The organism is Pseudomonas sp. FW300-N1A1, assembly GCF_058789115.1.
Window position 1 is genome coordinate 1 of sequence record NZ_JBYTBK010000056.1, and the last position, 26982, is coordinate 26982.

General features: G+C 61.1%; 27 protein-coding genes, 1 tRNA gene and 2 pseudogenes. 14 read left to right on the plus strand and 16 right to left on the minus strand.

Annotation, left to right across the window (positions count from 1 at the left end):
- The first annotated feature begins 138 nt into the window (after positions 1-138).
- Positions 139-1545, plus strand: a complete 1407-nt coding sequence (locus AC3WQN_RS23800) for a DUF1254 domain-containing protein (RefSeq protein WP_103401884.1) — start codon at positions 139-141, stop codon at positions 1543-1545.
- Here AC3WQN_RS23800 and AC3WQN_RS23805 read toward each other — a convergent pair whose 3' ends face one another.
- Both AC3WQN_RS23805 and AC3WQN_RS23810 read right to left on the minus strand, forming a co-directional pair.
- Positions 1546-2037 carry an HIT family protein gene (locus AC3WQN_RS23805; RefSeq protein WP_103401883.1) on the minus strand — a complete coding sequence of 164 codons (492 nt, stop codon included), beginning with the start codon at positions 2035-2037 and terminating at the stop codon, positions 1546-1548. It abuts the gene before it with no gap.
- 10 nt (positions 2038-2047) lie between these two features.
- Positions 2048-2578, minus strand: coding sequence for a GNAT family N-acetyltransferase (locus AC3WQN_RS23810; RefSeq protein ID WP_103401882.1), 531 nt, complete (start codon positions 2576-2578; stop codon positions 2048-2050).
- 266 nt (positions 2579-2844) lie between these two features.
- Between AC3WQN_RS23810 and AC3WQN_RS23815 the strand changes: the two genes are divergently transcribed.
- Positions 2845-3675, plus strand: a complete 831-nt coding sequence (locus AC3WQN_RS23815; RefSeq protein WP_103401881.1) for an arylamine N-acetyltransferase family protein — start codon at positions 2845-2847, stop codon at positions 3673-3675.
- A 212-nt stretch (positions 3676-3887) separates the two neighbouring features.
- Positions 3888-5414 (plus strand): nucleobase:cation symporter-2 family protein, encoded by a 1527-nt coding sequence (locus tag AC3WQN_RS23820; RefSeq protein ID WP_103401880.1) that lies wholly within the window; start codon positions 3888-3890, stop codon positions 5412-5414.
- Between the two features lie 184 nt (positions 5415-5598).
- On the opposite strand, the gene AC3WQN_RS23825 is transcribed toward AC3WQN_RS23820, so the two are convergent.
- Positions 5599-5674: transfer RNA gene (locus AC3WQN_RS23825), tRNA-Asn, on the minus strand.
- A gap of 253 nt (positions 5675-5927) precedes the next feature.
- Between AC3WQN_RS23825 and AC3WQN_RS23830 the strand changes: the two genes are divergently transcribed.
- Positions 5928-6161 (plus strand): hypothetical protein, encoded by a 234-nt coding sequence (locus tag AC3WQN_RS23830; RefSeq protein ID WP_095079262.1) that lies wholly within the window; start codon positions 5928-5930, stop codon positions 6159-6161.
- A 6-nt stretch (positions 6162-6167) separates the two neighbouring features.
- On the opposite strand, the gene AC3WQN_RS23835 is transcribed toward AC3WQN_RS23830, so the two are convergent.
- Complete coding sequence (locus AC3WQN_RS23835; RefSeq protein WP_103401879.1) at positions 6168-6371, minus strand: hypothetical protein; 204 nt, start codon at positions 6369-6371, stop codon at positions 6168-6170.
- Positions 6372-6708: 337 nt separating this feature from the next.
- On the minus strand, positions 6709-7905 hold the full coding sequence (locus AC3WQN_RS23840; RefSeq protein WP_103401878.1) for an amino acid aminotransferase: 1197 nt from the start codon (positions 7903-7905) through the stop codon (positions 6709-6711).
- A 349-nt stretch (positions 7906-8254) separates the two neighbouring features.
- Between AC3WQN_RS23840 and uvrB the strand changes: the two genes are divergently transcribed.
- The 4 genes and pseudogenes from uvrB to AC3WQN_RS23860 form a co-directional block, all read left to right on the plus strand.
- Complete coding sequence (gene uvrB / locus AC3WQN_RS23845; protein WP_103401877.1) at positions 8255-10270, plus strand: excinuclease ABC subunit UvrB; 2016 nt, start codon at positions 8255-8257, stop codon at positions 10268-10270.
- Positions 10271-10421: 151 nt separating this feature from the next.
- Entirely contained in the window at positions 10422-10721 is a 300-nt protein-coding gene (locus tag AC3WQN_RS23850; protein ID WP_158248621.1) for a transposase, read from the plus strand.
- Between the two features lie 50 nt (positions 10722-10771).
- Positions 10772-11152: an IS3 family transposase gene (locus tag AC3WQN_RS23855; RefSeq protein ID WP_492589493.1), complete on the plus strand. Its 381-nt coding sequence runs from the start codon at positions 10772-10774 to the stop codon at positions 11150-11152.
- Positions 11083-11295, plus strand: a pseudogene (locus AC3WQN_RS23860) (IS110 family transposase); the annotation flags it as partial. The gene AC3WQN_RS23855 and the pseudogene AC3WQN_RS23860, both read left to right, overlap by 70 nt.
- 166 nt (positions 11296-11461) lie before the next feature.
- On the opposite strand, the gene AC3WQN_RS23865 reads toward AC3WQN_RS23860, so the two are convergent.
- The 3 genes from AC3WQN_RS23865 to AC3WQN_RS23875 all read right to left on the minus strand — a co-directional run bounded on the left by AC3WQN_RS23865 (position 11462) and on the right by AC3WQN_RS23875 (position 13999).
- Positions 11462-12058, minus strand: a complete 597-nt coding sequence (locus tag AC3WQN_RS23865; protein ID WP_103401874.1) for a DcrB/PsbP domain-containing protein — start codon at positions 12056-12058, stop codon at positions 11462-11464.
- 155 nt (positions 12059-12213) lie between these two features.
- Complete coding sequence (gene yddG, locus AC3WQN_RS23870) at positions 12214-13140, minus strand: aromatic amino acid exporter YddG (RefSeq protein ID WP_103401873.1); 927 nt, start codon at positions 13138-13140, stop codon at positions 12214-12216.
- Between the two features lie 37 nt (positions 13141-13177).
- Positions 13178-13999: a hypothetical protein gene (locus tag AC3WQN_RS23875; RefSeq protein ID WP_103401885.1), complete on the minus strand. Its 822-nt coding sequence runs from the start codon at positions 13997-13999 to the stop codon at positions 13178-13180.
- 311 nt (positions 14000-14310) lie between these two features.
- On the opposite strand from AC3WQN_RS23875, the gene AC3WQN_RS23880 reads away from it, so the two are divergent.
- A complete protein-coding gene (locus tag AC3WQN_RS23880; protein ID WP_095078930.1) occupies positions 14311-14487 on the plus strand; it encodes a metallothionein in 177 nt (58 codons plus the stop codon).
- 59 nt (positions 14488-14546) lie between these two features.
- On the opposite strand, the gene AC3WQN_RS23885 is transcribed toward AC3WQN_RS23880, so the two are convergent.
- Positions 14547-14774, minus strand: a complete 228-nt coding sequence (locus tag AC3WQN_RS23885; RefSeq protein ID WP_103401872.1) for a DUF6555 family protein — start codon at positions 14772-14774, stop codon at positions 14547-14549.
- 186 nt (positions 14775-14960) lie between these two features.
- Here AC3WQN_RS23885 and selD point away from each other — a divergent pair, with 186 nt between their 5' ends.
- Both selD and mnmH read left to right on the plus strand, forming a co-directional pair.
- Positions 14961-15995, plus strand: a complete 1035-nt coding sequence (gene selD, locus AC3WQN_RS23890; RefSeq protein WP_095078932.1) for a selenide, water dikinase SelD — start codon at positions 14961-14963, stop codon at positions 15993-15995.
- On the plus strand, positions 15995-17098 hold the full coding sequence (mnmH, locus tag AC3WQN_RS23895) for a tRNA 2-selenouridine(34) synthase MnmH (protein ID WP_103401871.1): 1104 nt from the start codon (positions 15995-15997) through the stop codon (positions 17096-17098). The genes selD and mnmH overlap by 1 nt, the downstream gene beginning before the upstream one ends.
- Positions 17099-17138: 40 nt before the next feature.
- Here mnmH and AC3WQN_RS23900 read toward each other — a convergent pair whose 3' ends face one another.
- Both AC3WQN_RS23900 and AC3WQN_RS23905 read right to left on the minus strand, forming a co-directional pair.
- The gene (locus tag AC3WQN_RS23900) at positions 17139-18191 is read right to left on the minus strand and encodes a permease (protein ID WP_103401870.1); all 1053 of its coding nucleotides are present in this window, start codon (positions 18189-18191) and stop codon (positions 17139-17141) included.
- 82 nt (positions 18192-18273) lie between these two features.
- Positions 18274-18948: a histidine phosphatase family protein gene (locus tag AC3WQN_RS23905; protein WP_103401869.1), complete on the minus strand. Its 675-nt coding sequence runs from the start codon at positions 18946-18948 to the stop codon at positions 18274-18276.
- 334 nt (positions 18949-19282) lie between these two features.
- Between AC3WQN_RS23905 and AC3WQN_RS23910 the strand changes: the two genes are divergently transcribed.
- On the plus strand, positions 19283-19984 hold the full coding sequence (locus AC3WQN_RS23910; protein WP_103401868.1) for a glutathione S-transferase family protein: 702 nt from the start codon (positions 19283-19285) through the stop codon (positions 19982-19984).
- Between the two features lie 58 nt (positions 19985-20042).
- Here AC3WQN_RS23910 and AC3WQN_RS23915 read toward each other — a convergent pair whose 3' ends face one another.
- Positions 20043-20663 (minus strand): LysE family translocator, encoded by a 621-nt coding sequence (locus tag AC3WQN_RS23915; protein ID WP_103401867.1) that lies wholly within the window; start codon positions 20661-20663, stop codon positions 20043-20045.
- A gap of 230 nt (positions 20664-20893) precedes the next feature.
- Between AC3WQN_RS23915 and hemB the strand changes: the two genes are divergently transcribed.
- Positions 20894-21868 carry a porphobilinogen synthase gene (gene hemB, locus AC3WQN_RS23920; protein WP_095078938.1) on the plus strand — a complete coding sequence of 325 codons (975 nt, stop codon included), beginning with the start codon at positions 20894-20896 and terminating at the stop codon, positions 21866-21868.
- Between the two features lie 18 nt (positions 21869-21886).
- Here hemB and AC3WQN_RS23925 read toward each other — a convergent pair whose 3' ends face one another.
- From AC3WQN_RS23925 to AC3WQN_RS23935, 3 genes are all read right to left on the minus strand, one after another.
- Positions 21887-23416 carry an FAD-dependent monooxygenase gene (locus AC3WQN_RS23925; RefSeq protein WP_103401866.1) on the minus strand — a complete coding sequence of 510 codons (1530 nt, stop codon included), beginning with the start codon at positions 23414-23416 and terminating at the stop codon, positions 21887-21889.
- 45 nt (positions 23417-23461) lie between these two features.
- Entirely contained in the window at positions 23462-24415 is a 954-nt protein-coding gene (locus AC3WQN_RS23930; RefSeq protein ID WP_103401865.1) for a SphA family protein, read from the minus strand.
- A gap of 124 nt (positions 24416-24539) precedes the next feature.
- Positions 24540-25154 (minus strand): LysE family translocator, encoded by a 615-nt coding sequence (locus AC3WQN_RS23935; protein ID WP_095143618.1) that lies wholly within the window; start codon positions 25152-25154, stop codon positions 24540-24542.
- A gap of 150 nt (positions 25155-25304) precedes the next feature.
- Between AC3WQN_RS23935 and AC3WQN_RS23940 the strand changes: the two genes are divergently transcribed.
- Complete coding sequence (locus AC3WQN_RS23940) at positions 25305-26399, plus strand: DUF1615 domain-containing protein (RefSeq protein ID WP_103401864.1); 1095 nt, start codon at positions 25305-25307, stop codon at positions 26397-26399.
- A 76-nt stretch (positions 26400-26475) separates the two neighbouring features.
- On the opposite strand, the pseudogene AC3WQN_RS23945 reads toward AC3WQN_RS23940, so the two are convergent.
- Positions 26476-26697, minus strand: a pseudogene (locus AC3WQN_RS23945) (phage infection protein); the annotation flags it as partial.
- Between the last annotated feature and the right edge of the window lie 285 nt (positions 26698-26982).

Below are 26982 nucleotides of genomic sequence, written 5' to 3' on the forward strand. Positions count from 1 at the left end.
CCCCAAAACAGGGCCGCTTTGCGCCCCAGCGGGAGCAAGCTCCCTCGCCACGGGTACTATGTTCGGCTGGTCTTTGGTTTAACTGATCGGCATTACCCACGCTGCCCTCCCTTCTTCATGGCACGGACGATCACCCTCATGTCGATACCCACTACATTCAAGGCCGTTGCACTGACAGTTACCGCACTCTCCTGGCTACCTCTGTCGACAAATGCCGCTGAAGCGATCACCGCCGAAGAGGCCCATGCCATCGGCCTTGACGCCTATGTGTATTTCTATCCGTTGTTGTCGATGGATATCACCCGCAAGCAGTTCACCAATATCGAGCCCGGCAAGGCGTTCGGCAAGGGCCCGATGAACATGTTCGTCAGCGTGCCGGAATACCCGCCCGCCAATTTCAAGGGCGTGGTGCGTTCCAACTTCGATACCTTGTATTCGGTTGCCTGGCTGGACCTGACCAGGGAGCCGCAGGTGGTCGCTGCCCCGGACACTGGCGGCCGCTTCTATTTGTTGCCGATGCTCGACATGTGGACCGACGTATTCGCTTCTCCGGGGTGGCGCACCACCGGGACCCGGGCTGGCCAGTTCCTGGTGACGCCGCCAGGCTGGGCCGGCACCGTACCTGCCGGGCTTACCCGGCTCCAGGCGCCCACCCCCTATGTCTGGGTGATAGGGCGGACCAAGACCGATGGCGCGGCGGACTATCCCGCCGTGCACAAGATCCAGGCTGGCTACACCGTGACACCGCTCTCGCGCCTGGGTAAGCCACCCGAGGCGGTCAGTGTGAAAATCGATCCAGCCGTCGACATGAAAACCCCGCCCAAGCTCCAGGTCGATTCGATGTCGGCGGCCAACTACTTCGCCTATGCCGCCGAGTTGCTCAAGCTGCATCCGCCCCACGGCACCGATCAGCCGATCATTGCGCAGATGCAACGCATCGGTATCGAACCCGGCAAGTCGTTCAATCTCGATGCGCTGGAGCCGACCGTGAAGCAGGCGCTGCAAACCGTCCCGGCGGAAGGCCAGGCATTGATGAAGTGGAAAGTCGATACCCTGGCCCGGGTCGACAACGGCTGGTCAATGAACACTGACACCATGGGAGTCTATGGCAACTACTACCTCAAGCGCGCCATCGTCTCGCAGGTCGGGCTGGGGGCTAACTTGCCCGAGGATGCGATCTATCCGTTGAACCTGGGGGACGACAAGGGGCAGCCCCTCGATGGTGCCAACCACTACGTGTTGCATTTCGACAAGGGCTCGGAGCCGCCGGTCAATGCATTCTGGTCGATCACCCTGTATGACCCGGAAGGCTTCCAGGTTGGCAACGAACTCAACCGCTTTGCCGTCAGCAGCTGGATGCCATTCAAGAAAAACGCCGATGGATCCCTGGACCTGTATTTCCAGCACGAAAACCCTGGCAAGGACGGCGAAGCCAACTGGTTGCCCGCGCCCAAGGGTGCGTTCAACCTGACCATGCGCTTGTACGGGCCAAAACCCGAAGCGCTGAACGGCAAGTGGAATCCGCCAGCGGTGAAGCGTCTGTAGTCAGGGCGCCGTTGTCTCGATGGCAGTACGCAGCAGGTCAATGGTCTGCTCGGTGGACATCCCGGGCGCTGGAGGCGGGTCAGGACGTTCACAAAATTCGCGCCATACGAACAGCGTGAGTTCCGCGCCATCGGTCAGGGTTTGCGGGTTAGGGGAGGCATAGGTCTCAAGCAGCCGATAGCGCTTATCCTGCCAGATCAGGGTTTCAACCCACTCGAAAACCGGGATGAAATGAAAGTGGATCGGTTGCCCGGGGGTGTGCCCGTAACGACCGATGTACAGGCGTTTCGGTGCAAGGCAGGTCTCGACGATTTTCTGCGTGCGGGCCATCAGCACCCCTAGCTGCGCCAATGCCGCGTCGGGCAATTCGTGGAGCGCGTTGACGTTCGACCGTGCACCGAGCATGAGGTAGCCCGGAAGTGCCGAGTTGATTCGGTGATTGATAATCCAGTGCTCGGTTTCATGGACGATGAAGTGTGGGTCGATGTTCATGGTCGGTGCGTCACCGTGTCGATAGCTGTTTTCTGAAGACCCGGTTCTCATAGGCATTCCCACCAAATTCATAGTGCGTACCGCCTATGTCCTCATATCCTTGCGCTTGATAAAAATCCCGGGCCCGGAGGTTTCCGGCCCATGCTTTCAACCACAGGCAAGGCAGGTCGGCTTCTCGCATCAGGGCTTCGGCGTTCTCCAGCAGCGTCCGGCCCAGTCCTTGTCGATGGCAATGGCGCTGTACGTACAGGCGAACCAGTTCGGCGCCTGCTGACAGGCGCGGCATCGGGCCTTCGGCGTGGGCCACGATTTCGGCAAAGCCCAGCAGGTGAGCGTCGCGTTCCACCAGGATGAATCGGGTGTCGGGGTGCCTGAGGCGGGTGTCGAACTGGGTGGGTGCATACACCGTCAGGGCTTCCTCGGCGAGGTCGGCGCGCATGCCGTCGGTGGCGTAAGTGTCGAGAAACACCTGGGTGGCCAGGCCGCTGATGCACAGGGCATCGCAAGGCTCGCCGGGGCGGTAGTGAAGCGAGGAGGGCATTACGATGTCCTTATCGTTGGGCTCAAATGAGTAGGCTGCGGGTGGTGCCTTGGTGGGCGCTATTACAAGCAAGCCGAGGGTTATTGGCAAGCGGTGTTCGAGGCGTTGGCACCCAGGGTTCTGGCAAAGCCGGAGCGTTTTCAAACCGGCTGATTGGTGAAATCAATTGTCGGCGCCAAGGGGAGATGCCGTATAACTTTCGCCCATCGGTCGGGCACCGCGAGGTTCATGGGGCTCGGTTAACGTACATGAACAAGGAGTCCGTGATGAGCGTGCCCGTTCTCAACGACATCGAGTTATACCTGCAACGCCTGGGCTATGCCGCGCCGCCTGCACCCACCCTCGAAACGCTGCGCGCGCTGCAGTTGCGCCATACCAGCACCTTCGTGTTTGAAAACCTGTCGCCGCTGGCCCGGCTGCCGGTGCAACTCGACCTTGAGTCAATCCAGCGCAAGGTGTTGCACGAGGGGCGGGGAGGTTACTGCTATGAACTCAATAATCTCTTTATGACGCTGTTGCAGCACCTGGGGTACGAGGTGCGCGGCATCACCGGCCGTGTGGTGATGAACGCGCCTGAAGATGTCTGGGCGGCGCGTACCCATCGCCTGACCCTGTTGACCCTGGACGGGGTGCGCTACATCACCGACGTCGGCTTCGGCGGCATGGTGCCCACCGCCCCCTTGTTGCTCGACACCGACGAAGAGCAAGCCACGCCCCACGAGCCCTATCGCATCATCCGGGAGGGCGACAGCTACACCTTGCGCGCCAAGGTCGCCGGAGAGTGGCGGGCGATGTACGTGTTCGACCTGCAGCGCCAGGGCGATATCGATTACGAGATTGGTAACTGGTATGTCTCGACCCATCCCCAATCCCCCTTCCTTCAGCGCTTGATGGCGGCGCGTACCGGGGAGGGCGTGCGCCGTACGCTGAACAACGGCAGTTTTGCGATCCACCACATGGGCGGCGCCAGTGAGCGTCGGGAAATCAGCGATCCCGATGAGCTGATCGAGTTGCTGCGCAGTGAGTTCGAATTGCGGGTGCCCGAGCATCCGGCGCTCAAGGCGACGATCGCGGGGTTGATCAGCGCCTCGCAGTGAATGGCCCGGGAAAACCAAAAAAGCTGATCAATCGATCAGCTTTTTTTTCGACAGATGGTTTCGCCTCACAGGCCCGTGCCAGAGGGCTTCAAAGGGCCAAAGCTGGACGCCTGTCCATAATGTGACTGACAAGTTGTATACAACTCTATGGACATTTGTTTGGACTCTTGAATACAGTGTGCGCATAACAAAAACCCAGGGAACCCCCCACGATGAAAACGCCCTCTGTTTCACACCAACGGCCCGAGGATGAAAACCTCGGGGTCGGCGCGAATATGGCTTACGGCCTGCAACACGTTCTGACCATGTATGGCGGTATCGTTGCGGTACCACTGATCATCGGCCAGGCGGCCGGGCTTTCTCCGGCAGACATTGGTCTGTTGATCGCGGCATCGTTGTTTGCAGGGGGGCTGGCAACGTTGCTGCAAACCCTGGGTCTACCGTTTTTCGGTTGTCAGTTGCCGCTGGTGCAGGGCGTGTCGTTCTCCGGTGTCGCGACCATGGTGGCGATTGTCAGCAGCGGCGGCGAGGGTGGCTTCCAGTCGATTCTGGGGGCGGTGATTGCCGCCTCGTTGATCGGATTGCTGATCACCCCGGTGTTCTCGCGGATCACCAAGTTCTTCCCGCCCCTGGTCACCGGCATCGTGATCACCACCATCGGCCTGACGCTGATGCCGGTGGCCGCACGCTGGGCGATGGGGGGCAACAGTCACGCCGAAGACTTCGGCAGCATGGCGAACATCGGTCTGGCGGCCGTGACCCTGATGCTGGTATTGCTGCTGAGCAAAATCGGCAGCGCCACCATCTCTCGCTTGTCGATCCTGCTGGCCATGGTGATCGGTACGTTGATCGCGGTATTCCTCGGCATGGCCGACTTCTCGAGCGTCAGCGAAGGGCCGATGTTCGGCTTCCCGACACCCTTCCACTTCGGCATGCCGACCTTCCACTTCGCCGCGATCCTGTCGATGTGCATCGTGGTCATGGTGACACTGGTGGAAACCTCCGCGGACATCCTGGCGGTCGGTGAAATCATCGACACCAAGGTGGATTCCAAGCGCTTGGGCAACGGTCTGCGCGCCGACATGCTGTCGAGCATGATCGCGCCGATCTTCGGCTCTTTCACCCAAAGCGCCTTCGCCCAGAACGTCGGGCTGGTGGCGGTGACCGGGATCAAGAGCCGTTACGTGGTCGCCACCGGCGGCCTGTTCCTGGTGATCCTGGGGCTGCTGCCGTTCATGGGCCGGGTGATTGCCGCTGTGCCGACCTCGGTGCTTGGCGGCGCCGGCATCGTGTTGTTCGGGACCGTGGCGGCCAGCGGCATTCGTACCCTGTCCAAGGTCGACTACCGCAACAACGTGAACCTGATCATCGTCGCCACCTCCATTGGCTTCGGCATGATCCCGATCGCCGCACCGAGCTTCTACGATCACTTCCCAAGCTGGTTCGCCACCATCTTCCATTCCGGTATCAGTTCGTCGGCGATCATGGCGATCCTGTTGAACCTGGCGTTCAACCACTTCACGACCGGCAACTCGGACCAGCAATCGGTCTTCGCCGCCGGCACCGAGCGCACCCTGCGCTTCCAGGACCTGGCTGCCCTGCGCGAAGGCGATTACTTCGCCGATGGCAAGCTGCACGACTGTGACGGCAACGAGGTGCCGGTGGTGGTGGAGGATGATCATGGCCATGGCGTGCCAGGACAGCGTCCGGTGCATGCCAAAAGCAGTGAGCATGTCTGACCGTTGTCATGATTGAACAAAGCCGATCTGCTGAGCCAGCAGATCGGCTTTTTTGTCTGTGCGGGCTGCGCTGTCCGGAACGTGCCTCGGCAAGCCGGCGACAGAGGGGGCAGTCAGTCGACTTTCTGTCCGGCACAAAAAAGCCCCTGATCTTTCGATTCAGGGGCTTTTGGGTCTTGCTGTCTGGCTCCACGACCTGGACTCGAACCAGGGACCCAGTGATTAACAGTCACTTGCTCTACCAACTGAGCTATCGCGGAATGCGCCGTATGTTACTGATTAAAAAGAACAAGTCAAGCATGAGTTGCTCAAATGGCAGATTTTTCGGGTGAGCGGTGGTGATTCAGGGACGAGAAGGGGTGGATCAGCCATTGGCGGTTACCAGAATCGTGATGGAGGTCTACCATGCCGCTCCGGAAGTGGTTTCACGCGCTGCCGGCCCTCAGCCGAAAAGGTACGCGTCATGACTCATCAGCCACTGTTCATGTTTATCCTGCCGGGCGAGGTGTTCGCATGAGCATCGCCCAGATCAGCCTGCCCAAGGGCGTCGGCCCGCATGCCGAGAAACTCTTTGATGCGATCACTCAGGCCAGCACCGCTGACGAACTGAACCGTGCGGGCGGCAAGGCTGAAGGTTTTGTGCTGGGACTGGAAAGCACCAAGGCGATCAAAAGCCAGGTCGCCGAGTCGCTGTATGTGGCGTATGACGACGCCGCCAGTCAGCGTTCGAGCGAACTGGCGGGCTGATCGACCTTAACCTCCGAAGGTGACGGTGCCGAGCAGGAATTTGGCATACAGCGAGGTGGCCACCAGTTGCACCAGCCACAGGGCCAGGCCGCCGAGAAACACCCCGGCCGCCACTTGCAGCACCAGGTTGTTGCCGCGCCTGGCCTGGGGGCGGGGGGCGAAGTGGTCCAGCTCATCGTCGCGGTCAGCGCGTAAATCGTCGTTCTTCATGGGATCTCTCGAAAGGGCGGGCCACTGGATTATGCCAGTCAGTCAAGGCTAGGGTTGCTCAATGCATCCCCCGTGGCGAGGGAGCTTGCTCCCGCTGGTGTGCGAAGCGCGCCCAACAATGCTACTGCGGTCTTTCAGAATGAACTCGGCGATCGTTTTGGGGCTGCTGCGCAACCCAGCGGGAGCAAGCTCCCTCGCCACGGTCCTCTCACTCACTTCAAGACGTTTCTTGACTGACCAGCATCAGGGCCCCTGGATCTTTTAGTCTAGTGATTTTCCGGGCGACAACGAAAAGGGGAAGCCAGATGGCTTCCCCTTTTCTTGTCGCGGGCGTGGCTTAGATCACCGCAACGATGGCCTTGGTCACCACGTCGATGTTGTTCTGGTTCAGCGCGGCAACGCAGATGCGGCCGGTGTCCAGGGCGTAGATGCCGAACTCGGTGCGCAAGCGGGTCACTTGTTCTACGGTCAGGCCGGAGTAGGAGAACATGCCACACTGGCGGCCGACGAAGCTGAAATCGTGATCCGGGGCGTGCTTGGCCAGCAGGTCAACCATCTGCGTGCGCATGCCGCGAATGCGCAGGCGCATTTCGGCCAGTTCCTGTTCCCACTGGGCGCGCAGCTCAGGGCTGTTCAGCACGGCAGCCACGATCGCGGCGCCGTGGGTCGGCGGGTTGGAGTAGTTGGTGCGGATCACACGCTTGACTTGCGACAGGACGCGCGCGCTTTCTTCTTTCGATTCGCTGACGATCGACAGTGCGCCCACGCGTTCGCCGTACAGCGAGAACGACTTGGAGAACGAGCTGGAGACGAAGAAGTTCAGGCCCGACTCGGCGAACAGGCGCACGGCGGCGGCGTCTTCGTCGATGCCGTCGCCAAAGCCCTGGTAGGCCATGTCGAGGAACGGCACCAGGTTTTTCGTCTTGACCACGTCCAGCACGTTGTTCCAGTCCGCCGGGCTCAGGTCGACGCCGGTCGGGTTATGGCAGCAGGCGTGCAGCACGACGATGGAACCAGCGGGCAGGGCGTTCAGGTCTTCCAGCAGGCCGGCGCGGTTCACATCGTGAGTGGCGGCGTCGTAGTAGCGGTAGTTCTGCACCGGGAAGCCAGCGGTCTCGAACAGCGCGCGGTGGTTTTCCCAGCTTGGGTCGCTGATGGCCACGACGGCGTTCGGCAGCAGTTGCTTGAGGAAGTCGGCACCGATTTTCAGTGCGCCGGTACCACCGACGGACTGGGTGGTGACCACACGGCCTGCGGCCAGCAGCGACGACTCGGCACCAAACAGCAGCTTTTGTACGGCCTGGTCGTAGGCGGCAATGCCGTCAATCGGCAAGTAGCCGCGCGAGGCGTGTTGAGCGGCGCGAATCGTCTCGGCTTCGACAACGGCTCGCAGGAGTGGAATTCGCCCCTCCTCGTTGCAGTAAACACCGACCCCCAGGTTGACCTTGTTGGTACGGGTGTCAGCGTTGAATGCTTCGTTGAGGCCCAGGATTGGATCGCGTGGTGCCATTTCGACAGCGGAGAACAGGCTCATTATTGCGGCGGCTCTGAATGGAATGTGGAGGGACGTGTGGCGCTCCAGCCGAATGCACTAGAGCGGTGCACAAACGGGGAGCTAGTATAGAGGCCATCACCGGGCGCGGCGACAGGCGTTTGGGCTTTTCGGCCAAGTTTTTCGGATTATTTTTCGACCGTTAGTCTTATTGTCATGTCAGGCGCTTAGGGCGTATGCAGGACGTTTACCTTGAAACCACAGGCATTCGCCACCACATCAACGGTTATCATGATTTTTCCCCGCGACATCCGTTGAAATCGGTCTGTGCCGTTGTGATGTGTCTGCCCGCGCTTGAGCGAATCCCTCGGCGCAAACCCAGAGGTCTGTTATGTCTGAATTCCAGCTAGTCACCCGCTTCGAGCCTGCCGGCGATCAGCCGGAAGCCATCCGCCTGATGGTTGAAGGTATCGACGCCGGGCTGGCGCACCAGACGTTGCTCGGTGTGACAGGTTCCGGCAAGACCTTCAGCATCGCCAACGTGATTGCCCAGGTGCAGCGTCCGACCCTGGTGCTGGCGCCGAACAAGACCCTGGCCGCGCAGTTGTACGGCGAGTTCAAGGGGTTTTTCCCGAACAACGCGGTGGAGTACTTCGTTTCCTACTACGACTACTACCAGCCCGAAGCCTATGTGCCGTCGTCCGATACCTTTATCGAGAAAGACGCTTCGATCAACGATCACATCGAGCAGATGCGCCTGTCGGCGACCAAGGCGCTGCTGGAGCGCAAGGACGCGATCATCGTCACCACGGTGTCGTGCATCTACGGTCTGGGCAGTCCGGAAACCTACCTGAAAATGGTCCTGCACATAGATCGCGGCGACAAGCTCGATCAGCGCGCCTTGCTGCGCCGCCTGGCAGACCTGCAGTACACCCGCAACGACATGGATTTTGCCCGCGCGACGTTCCGCGTTCGCGGCGATGTGATTGATATCCACCCGGCGGAATCCGATTTTGAAGCGATACGCATCGAACTCTTCGATGATGAAGTCGAGAAGATTTCCGCCTTCGACCCGTTGACCGGCGAAGTGACCCGGCAGTTGCCGCGTTTCACGTTTTATCCGAAAAGCCACTACGTGACGCCTCGGGAAACCCTGCTCGGCGCCATCGAAGGGATCAAGGTCGAGCTTCAGGAGCGCCTGGACTACCTGCGCTCCAACAATAAACTGGTGGAAGCGCAACGCCTCGAGCAGCGCACCCGCTTTGACCTGGAGATGATTCTCGAGCTGGGTTATTGCAACGGTATCGAAAACTACTCGCGCTACCTGTCGGGCCGTGATTCTGGCGAGCCGCCGCCGACCTTGTTTGACTACCTGCCAGCCGACGCCTTGCTGGTGATCGATGAATCCCACGTCAGCGTGCCGCAGGTGGGCGCGATGTATAAGGGCGACCGTTCCCGTAAGGAAACATTGGTGGAATACGGCTTCCGCCTGCCCTCGGCGCTGGACAACCGGCCAATGCGTTTCGACGAATGGGAGAGCATCAGCCCGCAGACGATTTTTGTTTCGGCCACCCCCGGCAACTACGAGGCCGAGCATGCCGGTCGCGTGATTGAGCAATTGGTGCGACCGACCGGTTTGGTGGACCCGCAAATCGAGATTCGCCCGGCGCTGACCCAGGTCGATGACTTGCTGTCGGAGATCACCAAGCGCGTGGCAGTCGAGGAGCGGGTGCTGGTCACCACCCTGACCAAGCGCATGGCCGAAGACCTGACCGACTACCTGGCCGATCACGGGGTGCGCGTGCGTTACCTGCACTCGGACATCGACACGGTGGAACGGGTCGAGATCATTCGCGATTTGCGCCTGGGAACCTTCGATGTGCTGGTGGGGATCAACCTGCTGCGTGAAGGCCTGGACATGCCGGAGGTGTCGCTGGTGGCGATTCTCGATGCCGACAAGGAAGGCTTCCTGCGCTCCGAACGCTCACTGATCCAGACCATTGGCCGGGCCGCGCGCAACCTCAATGGCCGGGCGATTCTGTATGCCGATCGCATCACCGGTTCCATGGAACGGGCGATTGGCGAGACCGAGCGCCGTCGCGAAAAGCAGATCGCCTTCAACCTGGCCAACGGCATCACCCCCAAGGGTGTGTTCAAGGACGTTGCCGACATCATGGAAGGCGCCACCGTGCCGGGCTCGCGCAGCAAGAAGCGCAAGGGCATGGCCAAGGCCGCCGAGGAAAGCGCCCGGTACGAAAACGAACTGCGTTCGCCGAGCGAAATCACCAAGCGCATCCGGCTGCTGGAAGAGAAGATGTACCAGCTTGCCCGCGACCTGGAATTCGAAGCCGCCGCCCAGACCCGCGACGAGATCGCCAAGCTGCGTGAGCGCTTGTTGACCGTTTGAGTGTTGCCGTGACTGGACTGGCCTCTTCGCGAGCAAGCCCGCTCCCACATTGATCGTTCCCACGCTCTGCGTCACCAGTGTCTGATGTGGCCTAATGATTCCGGACACCCCCAAAGGAGCGGTACCCTACCGCTCAACGATGAGGTGTCCGATGTCCAAGCGTCATTTTTCCCCCGAGTTCAGGCTTGAAGCTGCACGTCTTGTTCTTGATGCCAATTATTCAACTGCTCAGGCCTGCGAGGCGATGGGGGTCGGCCCCACAGCATTGCGCCGTTGGGTTGAACAATTGAGGCAAGAGCGTGGCGGGTTAACGCCTGAAACGGCTAAAGCCATGACCGCCGGGCAGCAGCAAATCCAAGCTCTGCACGCCAAGATTCGCAAGCTCGAAATGGAGAAGGAAATTCTAAAAAAGGCTACCGCTCTCTTGATGTCCGATTCCCTCGATCGATAGCCCTGATCGAGAAGTTGATTGAGCACTTCCCCGTGGCCAACTTATGCAGTGTGTTTGGAATAAACCGCAGCCGGTATTACGACCACCTGAAGCGACGAGATCAGGTTGATCCAGCCAGAGAGCAACTCAAAGACCAGGTGATCCAGCTGCACGCTCAAAGCCGTGGTTCGATGGGCGCCCGCACCTTGTCAGCAGCGCTCAAGGCGCAGAGCCAGTCGGTGGGACGGTTTCTCGCTGGTCGCCTGATGTCCGAGGCAGGCCTGTGCAGCCGTCAACGTCGGCCCAGTCCTTATCGGCATAGCGTGGTGCAGTCCAAGTTTGCCGAGAATCTGTTGAAGCGCCAGTTTGAAGTAGCAGGCCCCAATCAACGTGGGCCGAGGCTTACTATCGGCAGCAGCGGGCCAAAGGCTGCTCATACCAAGCGGCCCTGAGAGCACTCGCTTTTAAGTGGATCAGAATCGTCTATCGGTGCTGGATAACCAGCACCGTCTATGACGAAAAGGCTTACTTGCAGGCTTTAACGCGGCGCGGATCAACGTTGATAGAAGCGCCGATGGAGGTAGCTACGGGTTGACCGAGAGGCTCAGGGCGTGATGGGGCGGGTGTATCAAGATCAAAAGCCAGAGCCAGATCAAGAGCGGCAGACGAGCAGGCGATCTGGCGCTCGGCCTGTTGTTTCGTGCTTGCCCAGGATATGAGCGTCTGTCTGGTTGCTGTGGATCTAGCGGCGGCTTGCCGGCTTATTTCTCGCCGAGAATCTCTTTGAGCAGTGCCGCGTGGCCGGTTTTGTCGTCGGCGCGGGAGATGATCTGGATCAGTACCATGTGGGTGCCAGAGCCGGCCAACAGGCTGGTGTTGAGGGTCGGGCCGCCGCCCTGGGTAGCGGTAAAGTCGATCTGGCGCAGGCCGAGGCCTTTGAGGGTCAGGCTCTTTTCACTTTGCTTGTTGAAATCAGGCAGGGCTTCGCGTTGTTGGCTGGCGAAGCCGGATACCGATTCGTCGAGGAATACGCTGTCGTTGTCCTTGATGCTCAGGCCGCCCGGCAGGGTGTTTTCGGCGATGATCAGCACGGTTTTGCTGTGCTGGTTGGTGTACATGGTACCCGTTGCGCCGGAAGTGCCTTGGGCCACGTCGCCGCCGGGCAGCGGGTCGGCGATGAATCCCTTGGGCAGGGTAAAGGTGAATTTCCCGCCCAGTGCCGAGACTTTCTGCTCGGAGGCGGTCTTGGCGGCAGGTTGGCTGGCGGCGAACGTGTGGGTGGCGCCAAAGGCCGTCACTGCCGTCAGGAATAGGGCAGCGGCTTTTTTACGAAAGGTGGGTTTCTTGAGCAGCGACATGCAGGGTCTCCGGGGTAATCGCGCGACGGCGGCGATCATCCCACGGGCTGCCCTCTTCACTCTAGTGCCAACGTGAGTGATGGCCTCGCCAGCGACCCGATGGCATGTGGCCGGGCGTTGTCCTGCTGGATCATCCTGCGGGTGCGGCGCCGGGATCAGTCCGGCTGGGCCTCGCCGGCGGCTTTCGGTGCGCTGGCGCGCGAGGTCGCGACGATGGCACCGACGATGATCAACAGCGCCGAGCCGATCAACAGCGGATTGACCGGGCTGCGCCCCATGAGGATCAACAGCAGGGTCGACATCAGCGGCGCCAGGTACGAGAGCGCGCCGAGCATCGCCAGGTTGCCGTGTTTGGTGGCGTGGTCCCAGGCGAAGAAGGCCAGCCCCACGGGGCCGAGACCGAGCGCAATGATCGCCGCCCATTGGCTGGCGTCGGGCCAGACACTAGTTTCCAGCAGCAGGTGGCAGATCAGCCCGGCCAGCGCCACCAACCCGCACATGCCACCCATGATGCTGCTGGGCACTTCGTTGAAGCGCCGATTGATCACCGAGTAACTCGACCACACCAACGCACAGCCAAGCGCCGCCAGATAGCCGGCAATGGGCATGGCCGCGACTTCATCCTGGGGCCGTTGCAGCAGGATCAGCGCCGTGCCGAAAAGCCCCAGCAGGGCACCGAGCAGTTGCCGTGCGTGCAGGCGCTCCGCGGTACCCAGTACCGAGAGCAGCACAATCAGCAGCGGCCAGAGGTAGGCGATCAGGCTGGCCTCCGCCGCAGGCGCGGCTTTGAGGGCGAAGAAGTACAGGGCGTGATAGACAAAGATCCCGAGAAAGCCGGTTAGCCAGACGGGCCACGGCTGGCGCCAGCTCTGGAAGCCGACTCGGCCCCGTCGCCCGAGAATGATCAGGCTGGCAACGAAGGCGATACCGAAGCTCATGGCCAGCAACTGGAACGGCGGGATGCCCTCGGTGAGGGTGGTCAGCAGGGCCAGGCAGGACCAAAGAAAGATGGCGATCATCCCGATGGCAGTGGCCGAGGTGGCTTTTTTGCCTGGGGCAAGCACTTCAAGAGAGGCGGTCATCTACGTTCCTTCGTAAACAGTAGTGCGGCGGCTGGAGTCAGGGTTGTTGCGTGCGGTCGGCACCGCCCACGAGCTTAGCCGCAACCGGTTCGATCGTCGCGGCGAGGGGCCTTGGCGCCGCTTTGCGCTTGGTCACCAGCAACATGCCCAGTGACACCGCCACACCCAGGGCAAATGCGCTCCACCCCCAATGGGGCAACGCCAAGGCCAGCGTCAGGCAGAAGGCGGCGAATGAGTACATGCCGGTGGCGGTGGCGCGCAACAAGGCGGCAGTGAACGCCGGCCCGCGGGTTTGCTGGGAGAATACCGCCATGACGCTGCCCAGTACCGGGAACACCGCCAACAGGCCGCTCCAGCGCTCACCCACGGTACTGGCCAGCAGGGTTACCACCAGGGTCAACGCGGCGCCGGCCAGCATGCGCAGCAGGAGCTTGTCGGACTTCGGTGCGGGGCCGGACACCAGCGGCTGTACCGCCGGAAACAGGTAAGGCGCGGCCAGTAGCGCGGTGGCTGCGGCGATGCTGGAAAACACCAGGGAGGCAGGGATCAGCGACAACACCAGCGCCACGGACGTCCAGCTCAGCAGCGCGATCAACAGCGCCGTTGGCCAGTTGAACCGTTGTGCGGCCTGGGCGTACACCACGCAGAAGGTGATCATCGCAAACATGGCGGACAGGGCCGCCGTCGCGGATTGGGCGGCAAAGGCCGGGCCTTGCTCGACCGCCAGGAAAAACAGAATCGGACCGACTACCACCGGCAATCCCGACAACCAACCGGCGATGCTCGGGCCCCAGCGTTTGCCGGCCAGGGAGATCAACAACAGAAAACCGGGGATCACCAACAGTTTCAAAAGCAGCACGGACAGATCCTTGTACGAGGGCAGTGGCCACAGCATACAAGGCTTCGCCCTGCCGCCTGAAACCTTCAGGCATGTCACTTGCGGGGGGGCTTATGACATTCAGTCTGCCGGGGATCGCTACCGCGTCATTTTGCCTGATGCCAGTGGTCGTTTACGCAGGGGCCGGCTGAGTGTGTGGCATCGACTAACCTCAACGATGAGCGAAGGCCGCCAGTCGTCTCTGTGGGTCGGTTTCAAGGGGCGCGGTCATTGCTTGAGGTGTGGCGCTGGTGCCACGCCCGCACGGCCACCCGTATGGAGGAATCAGATCGATGAAAGCCAAGCAAGGAGACACCTGCGCCTGCCCCAACTGCACCTGTAAACTGGGTGAGCACTCCGTCGTCCGTCATGGCAAGCATTACTGCTGCGAAGGTTGCGCCAAGCATCACGAACACGGCGAAGCCTGCGTCATGGCAGGTTGTCAATGCGCCAAGGGCACTCACGGCTGAAGGCACGCCATTGAGCGTGGGGCCGCTGGGCTTCACGTTCGATGGTGGCATCGATTGAGTCAACGGGTCGGGCGCCAGGTGACGTTCTCGATACCGAATTTCTGCGCTTGCGGCATGCTGGTCTTTTTGACCTTCTCGCGGACAAATCGACCGATCCGGCCGACACCGGCGTCACAACTGGCCCAGTGCCAGGCTTCAGCGTTGTCCATCTTTTCGTGACGGATGATGAACGACTTGGGCACACCGTGAAGGGTGTATTCAATGACGAACAATGTTGTGTTGATCATGGTGTCGCTGTTCCTCCCTGCCGTAATTGAGTGATCGTTCAAGGCGGGAAAAATTCACTCCAGTCGCCGAACGGCCATGAACCCGCGTCATGCTGGACTCGGCAGTTACGTCTATTGGGCGCCGGGTGAGGGTGCGGGCAGCGCGCTCTGCTAGAATCGCTCATCTTCAATTGCAGAGGTGCCCCCATGAGCGAGCCGATTCGCCTGACCCAGTACAGCCACGGCGCAGGTTGTGGCTGCAAGATTTCGCCCCAGGTGCTGGAGGTGATTCTGGCCGGCAGCGGCGCGCAGAACCTCGACCCGAAACTCTGGGTGGGCAACGCTTCTCGCGATGACGCGGCGGTGTACGCCATCGATGATGAGCAGGGTGTGGTTTCGACCACCGACTTCTTCATGCCGATTGTCGATGATCCGTTCGATTTTGGCCGCATCGCCGCCACCAATGCCATCAGCGATATCTACGCCATGGGCGGTGACCCGTTGATGGCAATTGCCATCCTCGGCTGGCCAGTCAACGTGCTGGCGCCGGAGATCGCCCGGGAAGTGATTCGCGGCGGCCGTGCGGTGTGTGACGAGGCGGGTATTCCATTGGCGGGCGGTCATTCGATTGACGCACCGGAGCCGATCTTCGGCCTGGCCGTTACCGGGCTGGTGAAAAAACGCCACATGAAGCGCAACGACACCGCCACCGCCGGTTGCCTGCTGTACCTGACCAAGCCGTTGGGGATCGGCATCCTCACCACCGCAGAGAAGAAAGGCAAGCTGCGCGACAGCGACGTGGGCCTGGCTCGCGACTGGATGTGCACCTTGAACAAGCCCGGGAGCCGCTTCGGCAAGCTTGACGGCGTGACCGCCATGACCGATGTCACCGGTTTTGGCCTGCTCGGGCATCTGGTGGAAATGGCCGACGGCAGTGCGCTGACCGCTCGCGTCTACTACGACCGCGTGCCGCGCCTGCCGGGGGTCGAGTACTACCTGGACCAAGGGTGTGTGCCGGGCGGGACCCTGCGCAATTTCGACAGCTACGCCAGCAAGCTCGGGCGTGTCCAGGAGTTGCACAAGCGCGTGCTGTGCGACCCGCAGACCAGTGGCGGCTTGCTGGTTGCCGTGACACCGGAGGGCAACGAGCAGTTTTTGGCGGTAGCCGCCGAGCTGGGGTTGGACCTGGCGCCTATCGGTGAACTGGTCGAGCGACAGAGCAACGCGGTCGAGGTGATTTGATGCCCGTCGATATCACCGATTACCGCGACATCTTTCTCAACGATCGACCGATGATGGACACCCGTGCGCCGATCGAATTCACCAAGGGCGCGTTTCCCGGGGTGGTCAACCTGCCGCTGATGACCGACAACGAACGTCAGCGTGTCGGCACCTGTTACAAGCAGCAAGGCCAGCAGGCGGCCATTGTCCTGGGGCACCAGTTGGTCTCGGGGGCGATCAAGGCCGAGCGGATCCAGGCCTGGGCCGATTTCGCGCGGGCCCATCCCGAGGGTTATCTGTATTGCTTTCGCGGAGGCCTGCGCTCGCAGATCGTCCAGCAATGGCTCAAGGACGAAGCGGGCATCGAATACCCTCGGGTCGGCGGTGGCTACAAGGCAATGCGTACCTTCCTGCTGGATACGCTCGACCAGGCTGTCGGCCAGTGCGATTTCGTCTTGCTCGGTGGCATGACCGGTACCGGCAAGACCGATGTCCTCACGCGCTTGAACAATGGCCTGGACCTGGAAGGGCATGCCAATCACCGTGGCTCCAGCTTTGGCAAGCGGGCGAGCGGGCAACCTTCCAATATCGACTTCGAGAACCGCCTGGCAGTAGACGTACTGAAAAAGCGCGCCAGGGGCATCGAGCAGTTTGTGCTTGAGGATGAAAGCCGCATGGTGGGCTGTTGCGCCTTGCCGTTGCCGCTGTATCAGGGCATGCAGCGTTTTCCAATGGTCTGGCTGGAAGACAGCGTGCAGGGGCGGATAGAGCGCATCCTGCGTGATTATGTGGTGGACCTGTGCGCCGAGTTTGTCGCGGTGCATGGCGATCAAGGCTTTGCGCAGTTTTCCGAGCGCTTGCTGGGCAGCCTGAACAACATCAGCAAACGTCTTGGCGGCGAGCGCCACCAACGGCTGTTCATCTTGATGGAAGCGGCATTGGCCGAACAGGCACGCAGCGGTGCGGTGGACCTGCACTGCGGCTGGATCGAAGGGTTGTTGAACGAGTACTACGACCCGATGTACGCCTTCCAGCGTGAGAAGAAGGGTGATCGAATCGAGTTCGCGGGCGAGCAGGCCGCGGTGCTTGAATACCTGCGCGAACGCAGCCGCCGACAGGCTTGAGAACAAGGCGCCGATCGTCCAGCGCCTTGCCCCGCGTGTCTTACAGTACCAGTGCGCCGATCAGCCCGCACATCACGCCGACCAGCATGGTCAGCAGGGCCACGGTCACCAGCACCCGGGTGTCGAAGTCCTTGCGCAGCATCAGCAGCGACGGCAGGCTGATGCTGGGCAGGGTCATCAGCAAGGCAACTGCCGGACCGGTGCCCATGCCCAGGGCCATCATGGTCTGCACGATCGGGATTTCTGCCGCGGTGGGGATCACGAACAAGGTGCCGACGATGGCCAGCGGTACCAGCCACCACAAGCTGTCTGCCATCGCCCCGTCAACGTGGGGAAACAGCCAGACCCGTGCGGCGCCCAGCACCAGCACTGCCAGGATATAGACCGGAATGGTGCTCCAGAACAATTGCCACAGGGTGCGAATCCAGCGGCCGAGGAAGGGTTGCGAATCCGTGGTGCTGACGTTTGCCACGGCTTGCAGCGCGGCTTCCGGCACGTGCTCGGGTCGCGAAATGCGCTGGGCCACTAGCGAAACCCCCAGCACCAACACGATGCCGGCCACCAGCCGCAGGGCGGTAAAGCCCCAGCCCAGGACAAAGCCCATGAACACCAGAGTTGCCGGGTTGAGCACCGGGTTGCCGATCCAGAACGCCAGCGCGGCACCCACCGAAACGTTTTGCCGACGCATGCCAGCGGCCACCGGGGCGGCGCAGCAGCTGCACATCATGCCTGGCAGCGCGAACAGCCCGCCGCGCAGGGTCGAGGCGAAGCCGGCCTTGCCGAACAGGCGCAGTAACCAGTCCCTGGGGATCAGTACCTGCAGCAATGAACCGAGAATGACCGCCAGGACCGCCGCTTTCCAGATCGCCAGGAAATACACCTTGGCATAGGCCAGGGCGGCCGCCAATGGCGAGGTCTGCGCATCGTTGAGAATCGAGGCGCCAATGCTGTGGTTGTCGGCGGCGACGAAGGCCTTGAAGTAGTACGGTGACCACTTGACGTAGTAGAGGCCGATGCAGGCCACCAACAGGAACAGGGCGGGCTTCCACCAGAACGACCAGCCCCGGGTAGGGGCTGCTAAGGAGTTGGACATGCAGGGGTTCCGGACAATAGAGACAAGGGGCGCATCATACCCCAGCCCGGCTTCCCCGGTAGATGCGACGACCTGTGAGCGGTCAGGTCGGACAGGCCTCATCCCCGTTGTCCAGCCCCTGCTTGAAGTGCTGGCTCTGCAAGGTGGCCTTGCCGTTATGCCAGGTCAGGGTCAGTACGTAGAGTGAGTCGAAGTCGCCGGACTGCCAGTCATCGGTAATGGACTGTTTACCCCCGACAGCCTCTTGCGCCACTTTGTTGATCAGTTCCGGCAGGTAGCCGTGAGACCAGGCCGTATAGATAGTGGCGTTGTGGTACTTGTTGTGGAGTAGCTCATCAGCCAGCTCGCTGGTGTCATTGGCCGAAAACTCGATGTTCACCGGCAGCCCCAGTTTGATGGCGCTTGGGCTGATGGTCATCAACGGGCGAATGTAGCTGTAGGAGTTATCGAGTTCACCTTCCTCGACATTGCGGGTCGGATTGGCGGCAAAGACGAAATCGGCCTTGCCGAACTTCTCCGGCAGCAGTTGTGCCAGGTCGATAGCACGATTCAGGCCCTGGCAATTCAATTGGCCGAGGCCGCCGGCAGGTTTTTCCGCGTGACGCAGGAACACCAGGGTCTGGGTGCCGTCAGCCTGATGCGCACGGCTTTCGCTGGACTCCAGGGCAAGGAACAGGGCACCTGCCACCAGCAAGGCCGGGAGGACCATCAAGGAGCGGCGCTTCAGGCGATGGGTGAGCGTGAATTTGTTGATCATTGAATAAAGTTCTTCAGCACATTTGATTAAGGCTGACAAACCTTTCCATCGCGAGCAGCCTGCCTGGCTACGGATGGTTTTCCGTGTCGTGGAGCAAATCGTCTGGCACTAGGGCTGGCTTCAGAGTCTATTGAGGCCCGTTGGTTCGAATAAAGTTTGCGGGCGGCACTTTATCGGGGGTGCCCTGTGGGGCGTGTACCAGGTTAGCGACATAATGTTTCTGAATTAAGATGCTCCCCTGCGACGCGCGAGTTTAAGCTAGCCGCGGTAAGGCCCGGCGTACGCCACGATCAAGGCCAGAGCTCAGTCATTTAATTGTCACTGGATGTTCATTATGACCGATTTGTCAGCATTTCCTATTACTGAAAAATGGCCTGCACAGTTCCCCGAGTGGATCCAGCTCTACTCCTTGCCGACGCCTAACGGGGTCAAGGTCTCGATCATGCTGGAGGAGATCGGCCTGCCCTATGAGCCACACCGGGTATCGTTCGACACTCAGGACCAGATGTCCCCGGCGTTCCTGTCGTTGAACCCCAACAACAAGATCCCGGCGATCCTCGACCCGCACGGCCCTGGCGACAAGCCCCTGGCGCTGTTCGAGTCCGGGGCGATCCTGATTTATCTCGCCGACAAGAGCGGGCAGTTGCTGGCTCAGGAGTCGGCCGCCCGTTATGAGACCCTTCAGTGGCTGATGTTCCAGATGGGCGGTATCGGCCCGATGTTTGGCCAACTGGGCTTTTTCAACCGATTCGCCGGCAAGGACTACGAGGACAAGCGCCCCCGTGACCGTTACGTGGCCGAGAGTGCGCGCTTGCTCAAAGTGCTCGACGAACGCCTGCAAGGTCGTGACTGGGTCATGGGCGAGCGCTACACCATCGCGGACATCGCCATTTTCCCATGGGTGCGTAACCTGATCGGCTTCTATGAAGCCGGGCATCTGGTGGAGATCAACAATTTCCCGAATGTATTGCGGGTGCTGGAGCGCTTTCTGGCACGACCGGCAGTTATTCGCGGCCTGGAAATTCCCAAGCCATGAATGGAGCGCCACTGCCGTCGCGGCGGTGGCGTTTTTCAGCGTCCGGCAGGGCCAGCGTTCAGCGGTTGCTCGCCGCCAGCTTGAGACCAAAGCCGATCAGCGCCAGGCTCGCCACCCGGGTGGCGATCGTGCGGGCCAGGGGCAGTGTCTTCAAGCGAATCGCGGCGGCATTGCCCACCCATACCAGCGCCCCTTGGTAGAGGAAGCTGATCAGTGTGATGTGCACCATCATCGCCACCAGGGTGACACTCGATGAACCCGGGCGGATGAACAGTGGGAAAAACGCCACGAAGAACAGCATGACTTTCGGGTTAGTCAGGCTGATCACCAGTGCATTACGCAGATAGGTGCGCGCCGAGCGTTTTGGTTCCTCGCCGCCAGTATCGCGGGCGACCGGTCTGAACAACATGCCAAGGCCCATCCAGCACAGGTAGGCGGCACCGAACCATTGCAAGCCGTGGAACAACATCGGGTTGGCATGCATGACCGCTGCCAGGCCCGCTGCGGCGGCAATCATGTAGGTCGCATCGCCCAGCAGGGTACCGATGACCGCGCCAAAACCCGCGCCGATGCCGTTGCGGGCGGTGGCATTGAGGATGGCAAACGTGCCGGGGCCGGGCATCAATTGGAAGATCACAATGGCCGCGATGAAACTGCCGTAGTTCTGGATGTCGAACATGGGGGTACTCCGTATCCTTCGGGGTGTGGGGTCGGTTTTGAGCCTAGCTCACCGACAACACGGTGTCTGCTGGCGCGGGGGCAACCCTGTCGGTGAACGTCAATTGTTGCCAGATCTGTAATAAACTCTTCCGGAATGTGCATTTGTGTCGCAAGGGGGCAGGGGCATAAGCTCTCTGTCTTTGCGACTATTGTCTTGTCCAGGCCGTTGGCCTCCTGCCAGGAAACCCCATGTCCAGCCAGTTCCCCGAAGCCCGTCCTCGCCGTTTGCGTCGCACCCCGCAATTGCGCAGCCTGTTCCAGGAAACCGAGTTCACCCTCAATGACCTGGTCTTGCCGATCTTTGTCGAGGAAGAAATCGACGATTTCGTGCCGATCACCAGCATGCCGGGCGTGCGCCGGATTCCCGAGTCGAAACTGGCCGGTGAAATCGAGCGGTATGCACGGGCGGGGATCAAGTCGGTGATGACGTTCGGCGTGTCCCATCATCTGGATGGCAACGGCAGCGACACCTGGCATGAAAACGGCCTGGTGTCGCGCATGGCGCGGATCTGCAAGGACGCGGTGCCGGAGATGATCGTCATGTCCGATACCTGTTTTTGCGAGTACACCGATCACGGTCATTGCGGCGTGATGCATGGCGCCGAGGTAGACAACGACAACACCCTGATCAACCTTGGCAAGCAAGCGGTCGCCGCGGCGCGGGCAGGGGCCGATGTGATTGCGCCGTCGGCGGCAATGGACGGGCAGGTCCAGGCCATTCGCCGGGCACTGGATGCAGCCGGTTTCAGCCAAACCTCGATCATGGCCTATTCGACCAAGTTCGCCTCCGCGCTGTACGGCCCGTTCCGCGAAGCCGGTGGCAGTGCGCTCAAGGGAGACCGTAAGAGCTATCAGATGAACCCGATGAACCGCCGTGAAGCCGTGCGCGAATCCTTGCTCGACGAGCAGGAAGGCGCCGATGCGCTGATGGTCAAGCCGGCGGGAGCGTACCTGGACATTATCCGCGATATCCGTGAAGCCTCGCGCTTGCCGTTGGCGGCGTACCAGGTCAGTGGCGAGTACGCGATGATCAAGTTCGGTGCGGCCGCCGGTGCCATCGATGAGGAGCGCGTGGTGCGTGAGAGCCTCGGTGCGATCAAGCGCGCCGGTGCGGACCTGATCTTCACGTACTTCGCGATGGACCTGGCCCTGAGCGGGATCTGAGCCGGCATTGGCGGTTGCTCAGTAGAGGAACGGCCTGATCCCGTGGTCGCGAAAGTAGCGTTCGATGACTTTCGGGTCGGCCGACAGGTCGGCCACCGCCACGTAAGTGTCCGGTCGCAACAGGTAGAAACCGTTGCGCGCCAACCCGGCGGCTTCGTGGGCGGGCAACCAGTCGAACACCTGTAGCGCCAGATGATGTTCGGTGCACCAGGCGCGCATTTCGTCGCTGGTGTCACCGTACACGTGCACCTGCCAGTCCAGGCGGCTCAAGCTGGCGAAGTTGTCGGTGACGCCGTCTGGCACCCAGGGCAGGCGATCCCCGCCGAACACATGGCCGGCGTGCCCCTCGCTCAATGGCATCCCCCGATAGTTCAGGGTGATTTGAGACACGGTGCGAAACAGAAACTCTCGAGCCCGCTCCACGGACGCCATTTTCGGCAACAGGAAGGGCGCCAGGCGGGTACGCAGCAGGTCGGCGATCGGGCCTTCGGCGGTGACGAAGCTGAACACCCTGTCGGTGGTCGCCACCAGTCGGCGGGCAAAGGCCATGCGTTCGACTTCGTAACTGTCGAGCAACTTGTCGCCGGCCCCGCCGTTGAGGACGGCGGCGAGTTTCCAGGCCAGATTGATCGCATCGCCAATGCCCGTGTTCATGCCCTGGCCGCCCGCGGGGCTGTGGACGTGGGCCGCGTCACCGAGCAAAAAGGCACGACCCAGGCGGAACTCGTCTGCCACCCGATGGTGGACCCGGTAAGTCGAAAACCAGTTGACCGTGTCGACCTGCACCTTCAGGTGATCCATGGCACGTCGGCTGATGTCTTCGAACCTGAGGGTTTCAGCCTGCTCCGCGCGTTCGTCGCGCACGGTGCCGATCAACCGGGCACGGCCAGTGCTGGCGAGGGGGAACACGGCCAGGAAGTCGGCTTCATCCAGGTCCACATGCAGCTCGCCATTGAACGCCGGGCCGGAGCCATTGACGTCGGCGACATAAAACACTTGCTGGTAGGTGCCGCCGGGAAAGCCGATGTCGAGTACCTTGCGCACGGTGGAGCGAGCACCGTCGCAGCCGGCCAGGTAGCAGGCCTGGCAGCTGTGTGATTGACCATCGGGCAACAGCAGTTGGGCGGTGATGCCGCCGTCGTGCTCGCTGAAACCGGTCAACTCGGTGTCTCGCTCCACCTCCACGCCAAATTGCTCCAGGCGCTCGATCAGCAACCGTTCGTGTTGATCCTGTGGGTAAATTTCCAGGAAAGCGTAGGGCGTCAGGTCCTTGCCGATGCTCGCCAGGGGCAGTCGTGCGGCGGGTACACCCTTGACCCACATATTGACGGCGGGCACGGTGTGACCGTTCTGTACCACGGCCTGGCTGAGGTCGAGCTGGCGGTACAGCTCAAGGGTGCGGGCCTGGACGGCCAAGGCGCGGGAGGTGGTACCGGGGGCGCTGGTCTTGTCGAGTATGCGCACCCGGACCCCGAGTTTGCACAGCCAAAGCGCCAGGACCAGCCCCGTGGGACCGGCACCGATGATCAGTACGTCGCTGCGGTTCATAGCGTTGCCCTCTTAGGAGCGCTCCGTGCGACGCTGGCTTGAGACTTAGAAGAACGCCAGCGTCAGGTTCACGCTGACCCCGTCACCTTCCGGTCGATTGACGGAATCAAACTCGGACACCCAGCGGGCATTGATGCTCGCCTGGGCGTCGGAAAACTTGCCACTCCAGCCAATGTACGGCCCGACACCGGCCGAGTGTCCGCGAAAGCCGTTCAACTGATCGGCAGTCGGACCTTCGTCGTCGGTCACCTGCTTGATCACGCCACCCACCACCCCAGCCGCCCAGCCATTGCCAAGGCCATGGGTCCAGAGGCCATCAAGGCGAAAGATACTGCCGTTCTGGTAATCGGTGGCGTCGTTCCTGGTATAGAACTCGAACGCCCCCAGCAGGCTGAACTCACCGCCTTTCTCGTACAGGTGGGTGTAGGCCAGGGTCGGCATGAAGGTGTAGGTATTCTGCCCGGCGTTGGCCAGGCGATCCTTGTCGTAGGAGCCGGTGGGCACATAGATCGGCAAGGACATCGCAATGTGATCGGTGGCGCTGAAGTGGTAGCCCGCAGCAATCGGCGTGATCAAGGCGTCGGCAAACTGGGTGCCGTAGTCGGTTTCACGCACCGTATGGCCGCGTGGTCCGGTGAGGTCGACCTCGGCGTCGGTGTATTGCACGGGCAGGCCAACGGCCGAAGCAAAGTTCCAGCGTCCCTTGCCGGTGTCCCAGATCCGGGTGATGTTGGTCATGGTGTAGGAGACTTTCATCTTCAGTCCGCTCCCCACTTCGCCGCGAACCGGTGCTGGCTTGCTCTTGCTCAGCTCACCGTCGTAATAGATGGAGGTCGCCGACACCACCCAGCCAGGCTCCGGTGGAATGATCCCGGCGTTGGAGTAGACGATCTGGCCGGTAATCGGCCTGCCGACACTGCCTTCGGTAGCCAACACGTAAGGACTGCCACTGAACAACAGCAACGCCAATGGCAGGCTGGCGACCGGAACTCTTTTCATGCGGGCTCTCTTGATTATGCGTTTTTTTTGGAAGTGAGGTGCCACACAGCCGTTTTACCTCGAAGCGGATCCCTACAGTTTAGATCCGGCTGTCCGGCATTACCCTCCCCAAGCCGGGGGGGGCTCAGCGTTGAGCAAATGCCAGGTGCAGGCCCAGCGCGGCGAAGGTGGCGGCAAAGCCGCGACGTAGCCAGTTCTGGACGCCGGGGGATTCAATGACGGCGGTGCGAAAAATGTGGGCCAGTAAGCCATAGATCACAAACACTGCAAAGGTCATGAGCATGAACACGGCGCTGAGTGTCAGCATCTGTAGCGACGCCGCAGGACCGCCTGGCGTGATGAACTGCGGGAGAAATGCCAGGAAGAAAATCGTCAGCTTGGGGTTGAGTACATTCAGCAGGCAGGCCCGAAGCATGATGTGTGCGGCGCTGCGGGTCACGGGCACATCGGTCACGGCAAAGGCTGAACGATCGCGCCAGGTGGCATAGGCCAGGTACAGCAAGTAGGCGACCCCGGCGAACTTCAACCCCTGAAAGGCCAGTGCGCTGGTATGCAGAATCGCCGACAGCCCCAGGATCGAAGCCATCAGGTGCGGCACGATACCGGCGGTGCAGCCCAGCGCGGCATACACACTGGCGCGCTTGCCTGCGCTCAGTCCGGTGGACAGGGTGAACACCACGCCAGTGCCGGGGATCAGGACAACAATTAATGAGGTGATCAGGAAATCCAGGGTCAGCATCGCGTCGAACTCCTTCAAGCAGTTGGGTGTCAGACAGCCACGAATCAATCTCTCAGTGAAGAGCACGGGTGCTTGCTTTTCCACCGGGAAAACCCGGAGTGTAGGCGCCAGCGTTTCACCCGTTATGTCAAAAGGACCCTTGAACCCTCCATGCACTGCAAATCATTGATCACCATCCTTGCGGCGCTCTTGCTGTTGGCGGGTTGCGCGAGCCAGGCCCCTCGGCAGGCGGCGCCGAAACCGGCCCAGGTCAAAGCGCAGATTGTCCGCTTGTTGCCGGCCAGGACCCTTGACCGTGAAGGCTGGGCCAATGACATCTATACGGCGTTCGAAGCACAAAAGATCCCGGCCACCACGCAGAACGTCTGCTCAGTACTGGCCGTGACCGAGCAGGAATCGACGTTTCAGGCGGACCCTGTGGTTCCCGGCCTGGGCAAGATCGCCCGGGACGAGATTGATCGACGCGCTGCCAAGGCGCACATCCCCAACCTGTTGGTGCGGGGTGCCTTGCAGGTCAGTTCGACGAACGGCAAGAGCTACAGCGACCGGTTGAACGCAGCGCGCAGTGAGAAAGAACTCAGCGCTATTTTCGATGACTTCATCGGCCGGGTGCCGATGGGGAAAAGCCTGTTCGACGGCTTCAATCCGGTGCATACCGGAGGACCGATGCAGGTCAGTATCGCGTTTGCCGAGCAGCAGGCGCGCAGCTATCCCTATGCGGTGGACGGCTCGATTCGACGTGAGGTGTTCTCGCGGCGCGGCGGCATGTACTTCGGTATCGCGCATTTGCTCGGCTACCCGGTCAATTACCGTCAGCCGTTGTACCGCTTTGCCGATTTCAATGCCGGTTGGTACGCCAGTCGCAACGCGGCTTTCCAGGCGGCACTCAATCGTGCGACCGGTGGTTCGCTGGCGCTAGATGGTGACCTGATCCGCCATGGCTCAATCATGCCGGGGACGACGGAGTTGGCGGTACGGAGCCTGGGCAAGCGCCTGGACATGCGCAACACGACCATACGCGATCAGCTGGAACTGGGGGACAGCCTGGAGTTCGAAGACAGCAAGCTTTATAAGCGGGTGTTCGAACTTGCGCAAAAGGCACAAGGCAAGTCACTGCCCAAGGCGGTATTGCCGGGAATTGAATTGCAAAGCCCGAAAATCACTCGAAAACTCACCACGGCCTGGTTCGCCAAGCGTGTCGATGAGCGTTATCAGCGTTGCATGAAGCGAGCGTCTGGCGGGTAAGGGCGGGGCTGGCAAGAAAAAGCCCGGCGGTTCAGGCCGGGCTTTTTGTCCTGTACTGCGGGACGGCAAGTCATGCGCGGTTCTGGGTCAGGCGATCGGAGCCACCCTCGGCGACACGGTTCTGTTGCAGGCGGTCGGAGCCACCTTCGGCGACGCGGTTCTGGATCAGACGATCTGAGCCACCTTCGACAATCACCGGCTGGAGGTGGGTGTCGATGGTCGGTTGTGCCTGCGAGGCGGCAAAAGCGTTGGCGGCCAGTACCGAGAAAGCGAGGCTGAGAATGATCTGGCGTTTCATGGTGGTGTGCTCCGGGGTGTTGTGGGTAGGTATGGAGCAGATGTTACGCGTCAGGTTTTTTATGAGAACTTCATTGGGTCGATGGTGAACATCGATGGCATTGATGGGGCGGGAGTGATGACGCACCTGTCGTTGATGGCGTTGGGCAGGGTGGGCAACTCTTGGGCGTATCCTTCTATATAGGTAGTCGAGGTTTTCGGGTCATTTTCGGCTTTTTGATAGAAACCCTGAATTAGCAGTTGACGGCGAATTTTATCTGTCTATAATTCGCCCCACTTCCGGCGC

Excerpts from the sequence above, each read along its gene's own strand:
- yddG (WP_103401873.1), bottom strand. The coding sequence starts at position 13,140 with ATGACCGCCTCTCTTGAAGTGCTTGCCCCAGGCAAAAAAGCCACCTCG.
- AC3WQN_RS23900 (WP_103401870.1), bottom strand. The coding sequence starts at position 18,191 with ATGTCCAACTCCTTAGCAGCCCCTACCCGGGGCTGGTCGTTCTGGTGG.
- AC3WQN_RS23915 (WP_103401867.1), bottom strand. The coding sequence starts at position 20,663 with ATGTTCGACATCCAGAACTACGGCAGTTTCATCGCGGCCATTGTGATC.
- AC3WQN_RS23810 (WP_103401882.1), bottom strand. The coding sequence starts at position 2,578 with ATGCCCTCCTCGCTTCACTACCGCCCCGGCGAGCCTTGCGATGCCCTG.
- AC3WQN_RS23905 (WP_103401869.1), bottom strand. The coding sequence starts at position 18,948 with ATGATCAACAAATTCACGCTCACCCATCGCCTGAAGCGCCGCTCCTTG.
- AC3WQN_RS23850 (WP_158248621.1), top strand. The coding sequence starts at position 10,422 with ATGTCCAAGCGTCATTTTTCCCCCGAGTTCAGGCTTGAAGCTGCACGT.
- AC3WQN_RS23815 (WP_103401881.1), top strand. The coding sequence starts at position 2,845 with ATGAGCGTGCCCGTTCTCAACGACATCGAGTTATACCTGCAACGCCTG.
- AC3WQN_RS23805 (WP_103401883.1), bottom strand. The coding sequence starts at position 2,037 with ATGAACATCGACCCACACTTCATCGTCCATGAAACCGAGCACTGGATT.
- AC3WQN_RS23930 (WP_103401865.1), bottom strand. The coding sequence starts at position 24,415 with ATGAAAAGAGTTCCGGTCGCCAGCCTGCCATTGGCGTTGCTGTTGTTC.
- AC3WQN_RS23820 (WP_103401880.1), top strand. The coding sequence starts at position 3,888 with ATGAAAACGCCCTCTGTTTCACACCAACGGCCCGAGGATGAAAACCTC.
- AC3WQN_RS23910 (WP_103401868.1), top strand. The coding sequence starts at position 19,283 with ATGACCGATTTGTCAGCATTTCCTATTACTGAAAAATGGCCTGCACAG.
- AC3WQN_RS23880 (WP_095078930.1), top strand. The coding sequence starts at position 14,311 with ATGAAAGCCAAGCAAGGAGACACCTGCGCCTGCCCCAACTGCACCTGT.
- AC3WQN_RS23925 (WP_103401866.1), bottom strand. The coding sequence starts at position 23,416 with ATGAACCGCAGCGACGTACTGATCATCGGTGCCGGTCCCACGGGGCTG.
- AC3WQN_RS23840 (WP_103401878.1), bottom strand. The coding sequence starts at position 7,905 with ATGAGCCTGTTCTCCGCTGTCGAAATGGCACCACGCGATCCAATCCTG.
- AC3WQN_RS23885 (WP_103401872.1), bottom strand. The coding sequence starts at position 14,774 with ATGATCAACACAACATTGTTCGTCATTGAATACACCCTTCACGGTGTG.
- hemB (WP_095078938.1), top strand. The coding sequence starts at position 20,894 with ATGTCCAGCCAGTTCCCCGAAGCCCGTCCTCGCCGTTTGCGTCGCACC.
- selD (WP_095078932.1), top strand. The coding sequence starts at position 14,961 with ATGAGCGAGCCGATTCGCCTGACCCAGTACAGCCACGGCGCAGGTTGT.
- AC3WQN_RS23800 (WP_103401884.1), top strand. The coding sequence starts at position 139 with ATGTCGATACCCACTACATTCAAGGCCGTTGCACTGACAGTTACCGCA.
- AC3WQN_RS23865 (WP_103401874.1), bottom strand. The coding sequence starts at position 12,058 with ATGTCGCTGCTCAAGAAACCCACCTTTCGTAAAAAAGCCGCTGCCCTA.
- AC3WQN_RS23935 (WP_095143618.1), bottom strand. The coding sequence starts at position 25,154 with ATGCTGACCCTGGATTTCCTGATCACCTCATTAATTGTTGTCCTGATC.
- AC3WQN_RS23940 (WP_103401864.1), top strand. The coding sequence starts at position 25,305 with ATGCACTGCAAATCATTGATCACCATCCTTGCGGCGCTCTTGCTGTTG.
- AC3WQN_RS23830 (WP_095079262.1), top strand. The coding sequence starts at position 5,928 with ATGAGCATCGCCCAGATCAGCCTGCCCAAGGGCGTCGGCCCGCATGCC.
- mnmH (WP_103401871.1), top strand. The coding sequence starts at position 15,995 with ATGCCCGTCGATATCACCGATTACCGCGACATCTTTCTCAACGATCGA.
- AC3WQN_RS23835 (WP_103401879.1), bottom strand. The coding sequence starts at position 6,371 with ATGAAGAACGACGATTTACGCGCTGACCGCGACGATGAGCTGGACCAC.
- uvrB (WP_103401877.1), top strand. The coding sequence starts at position 8,255 with ATGTCTGAATTCCAGCTAGTCACCCGCTTCGAGCCTGCCGGCGATCAG.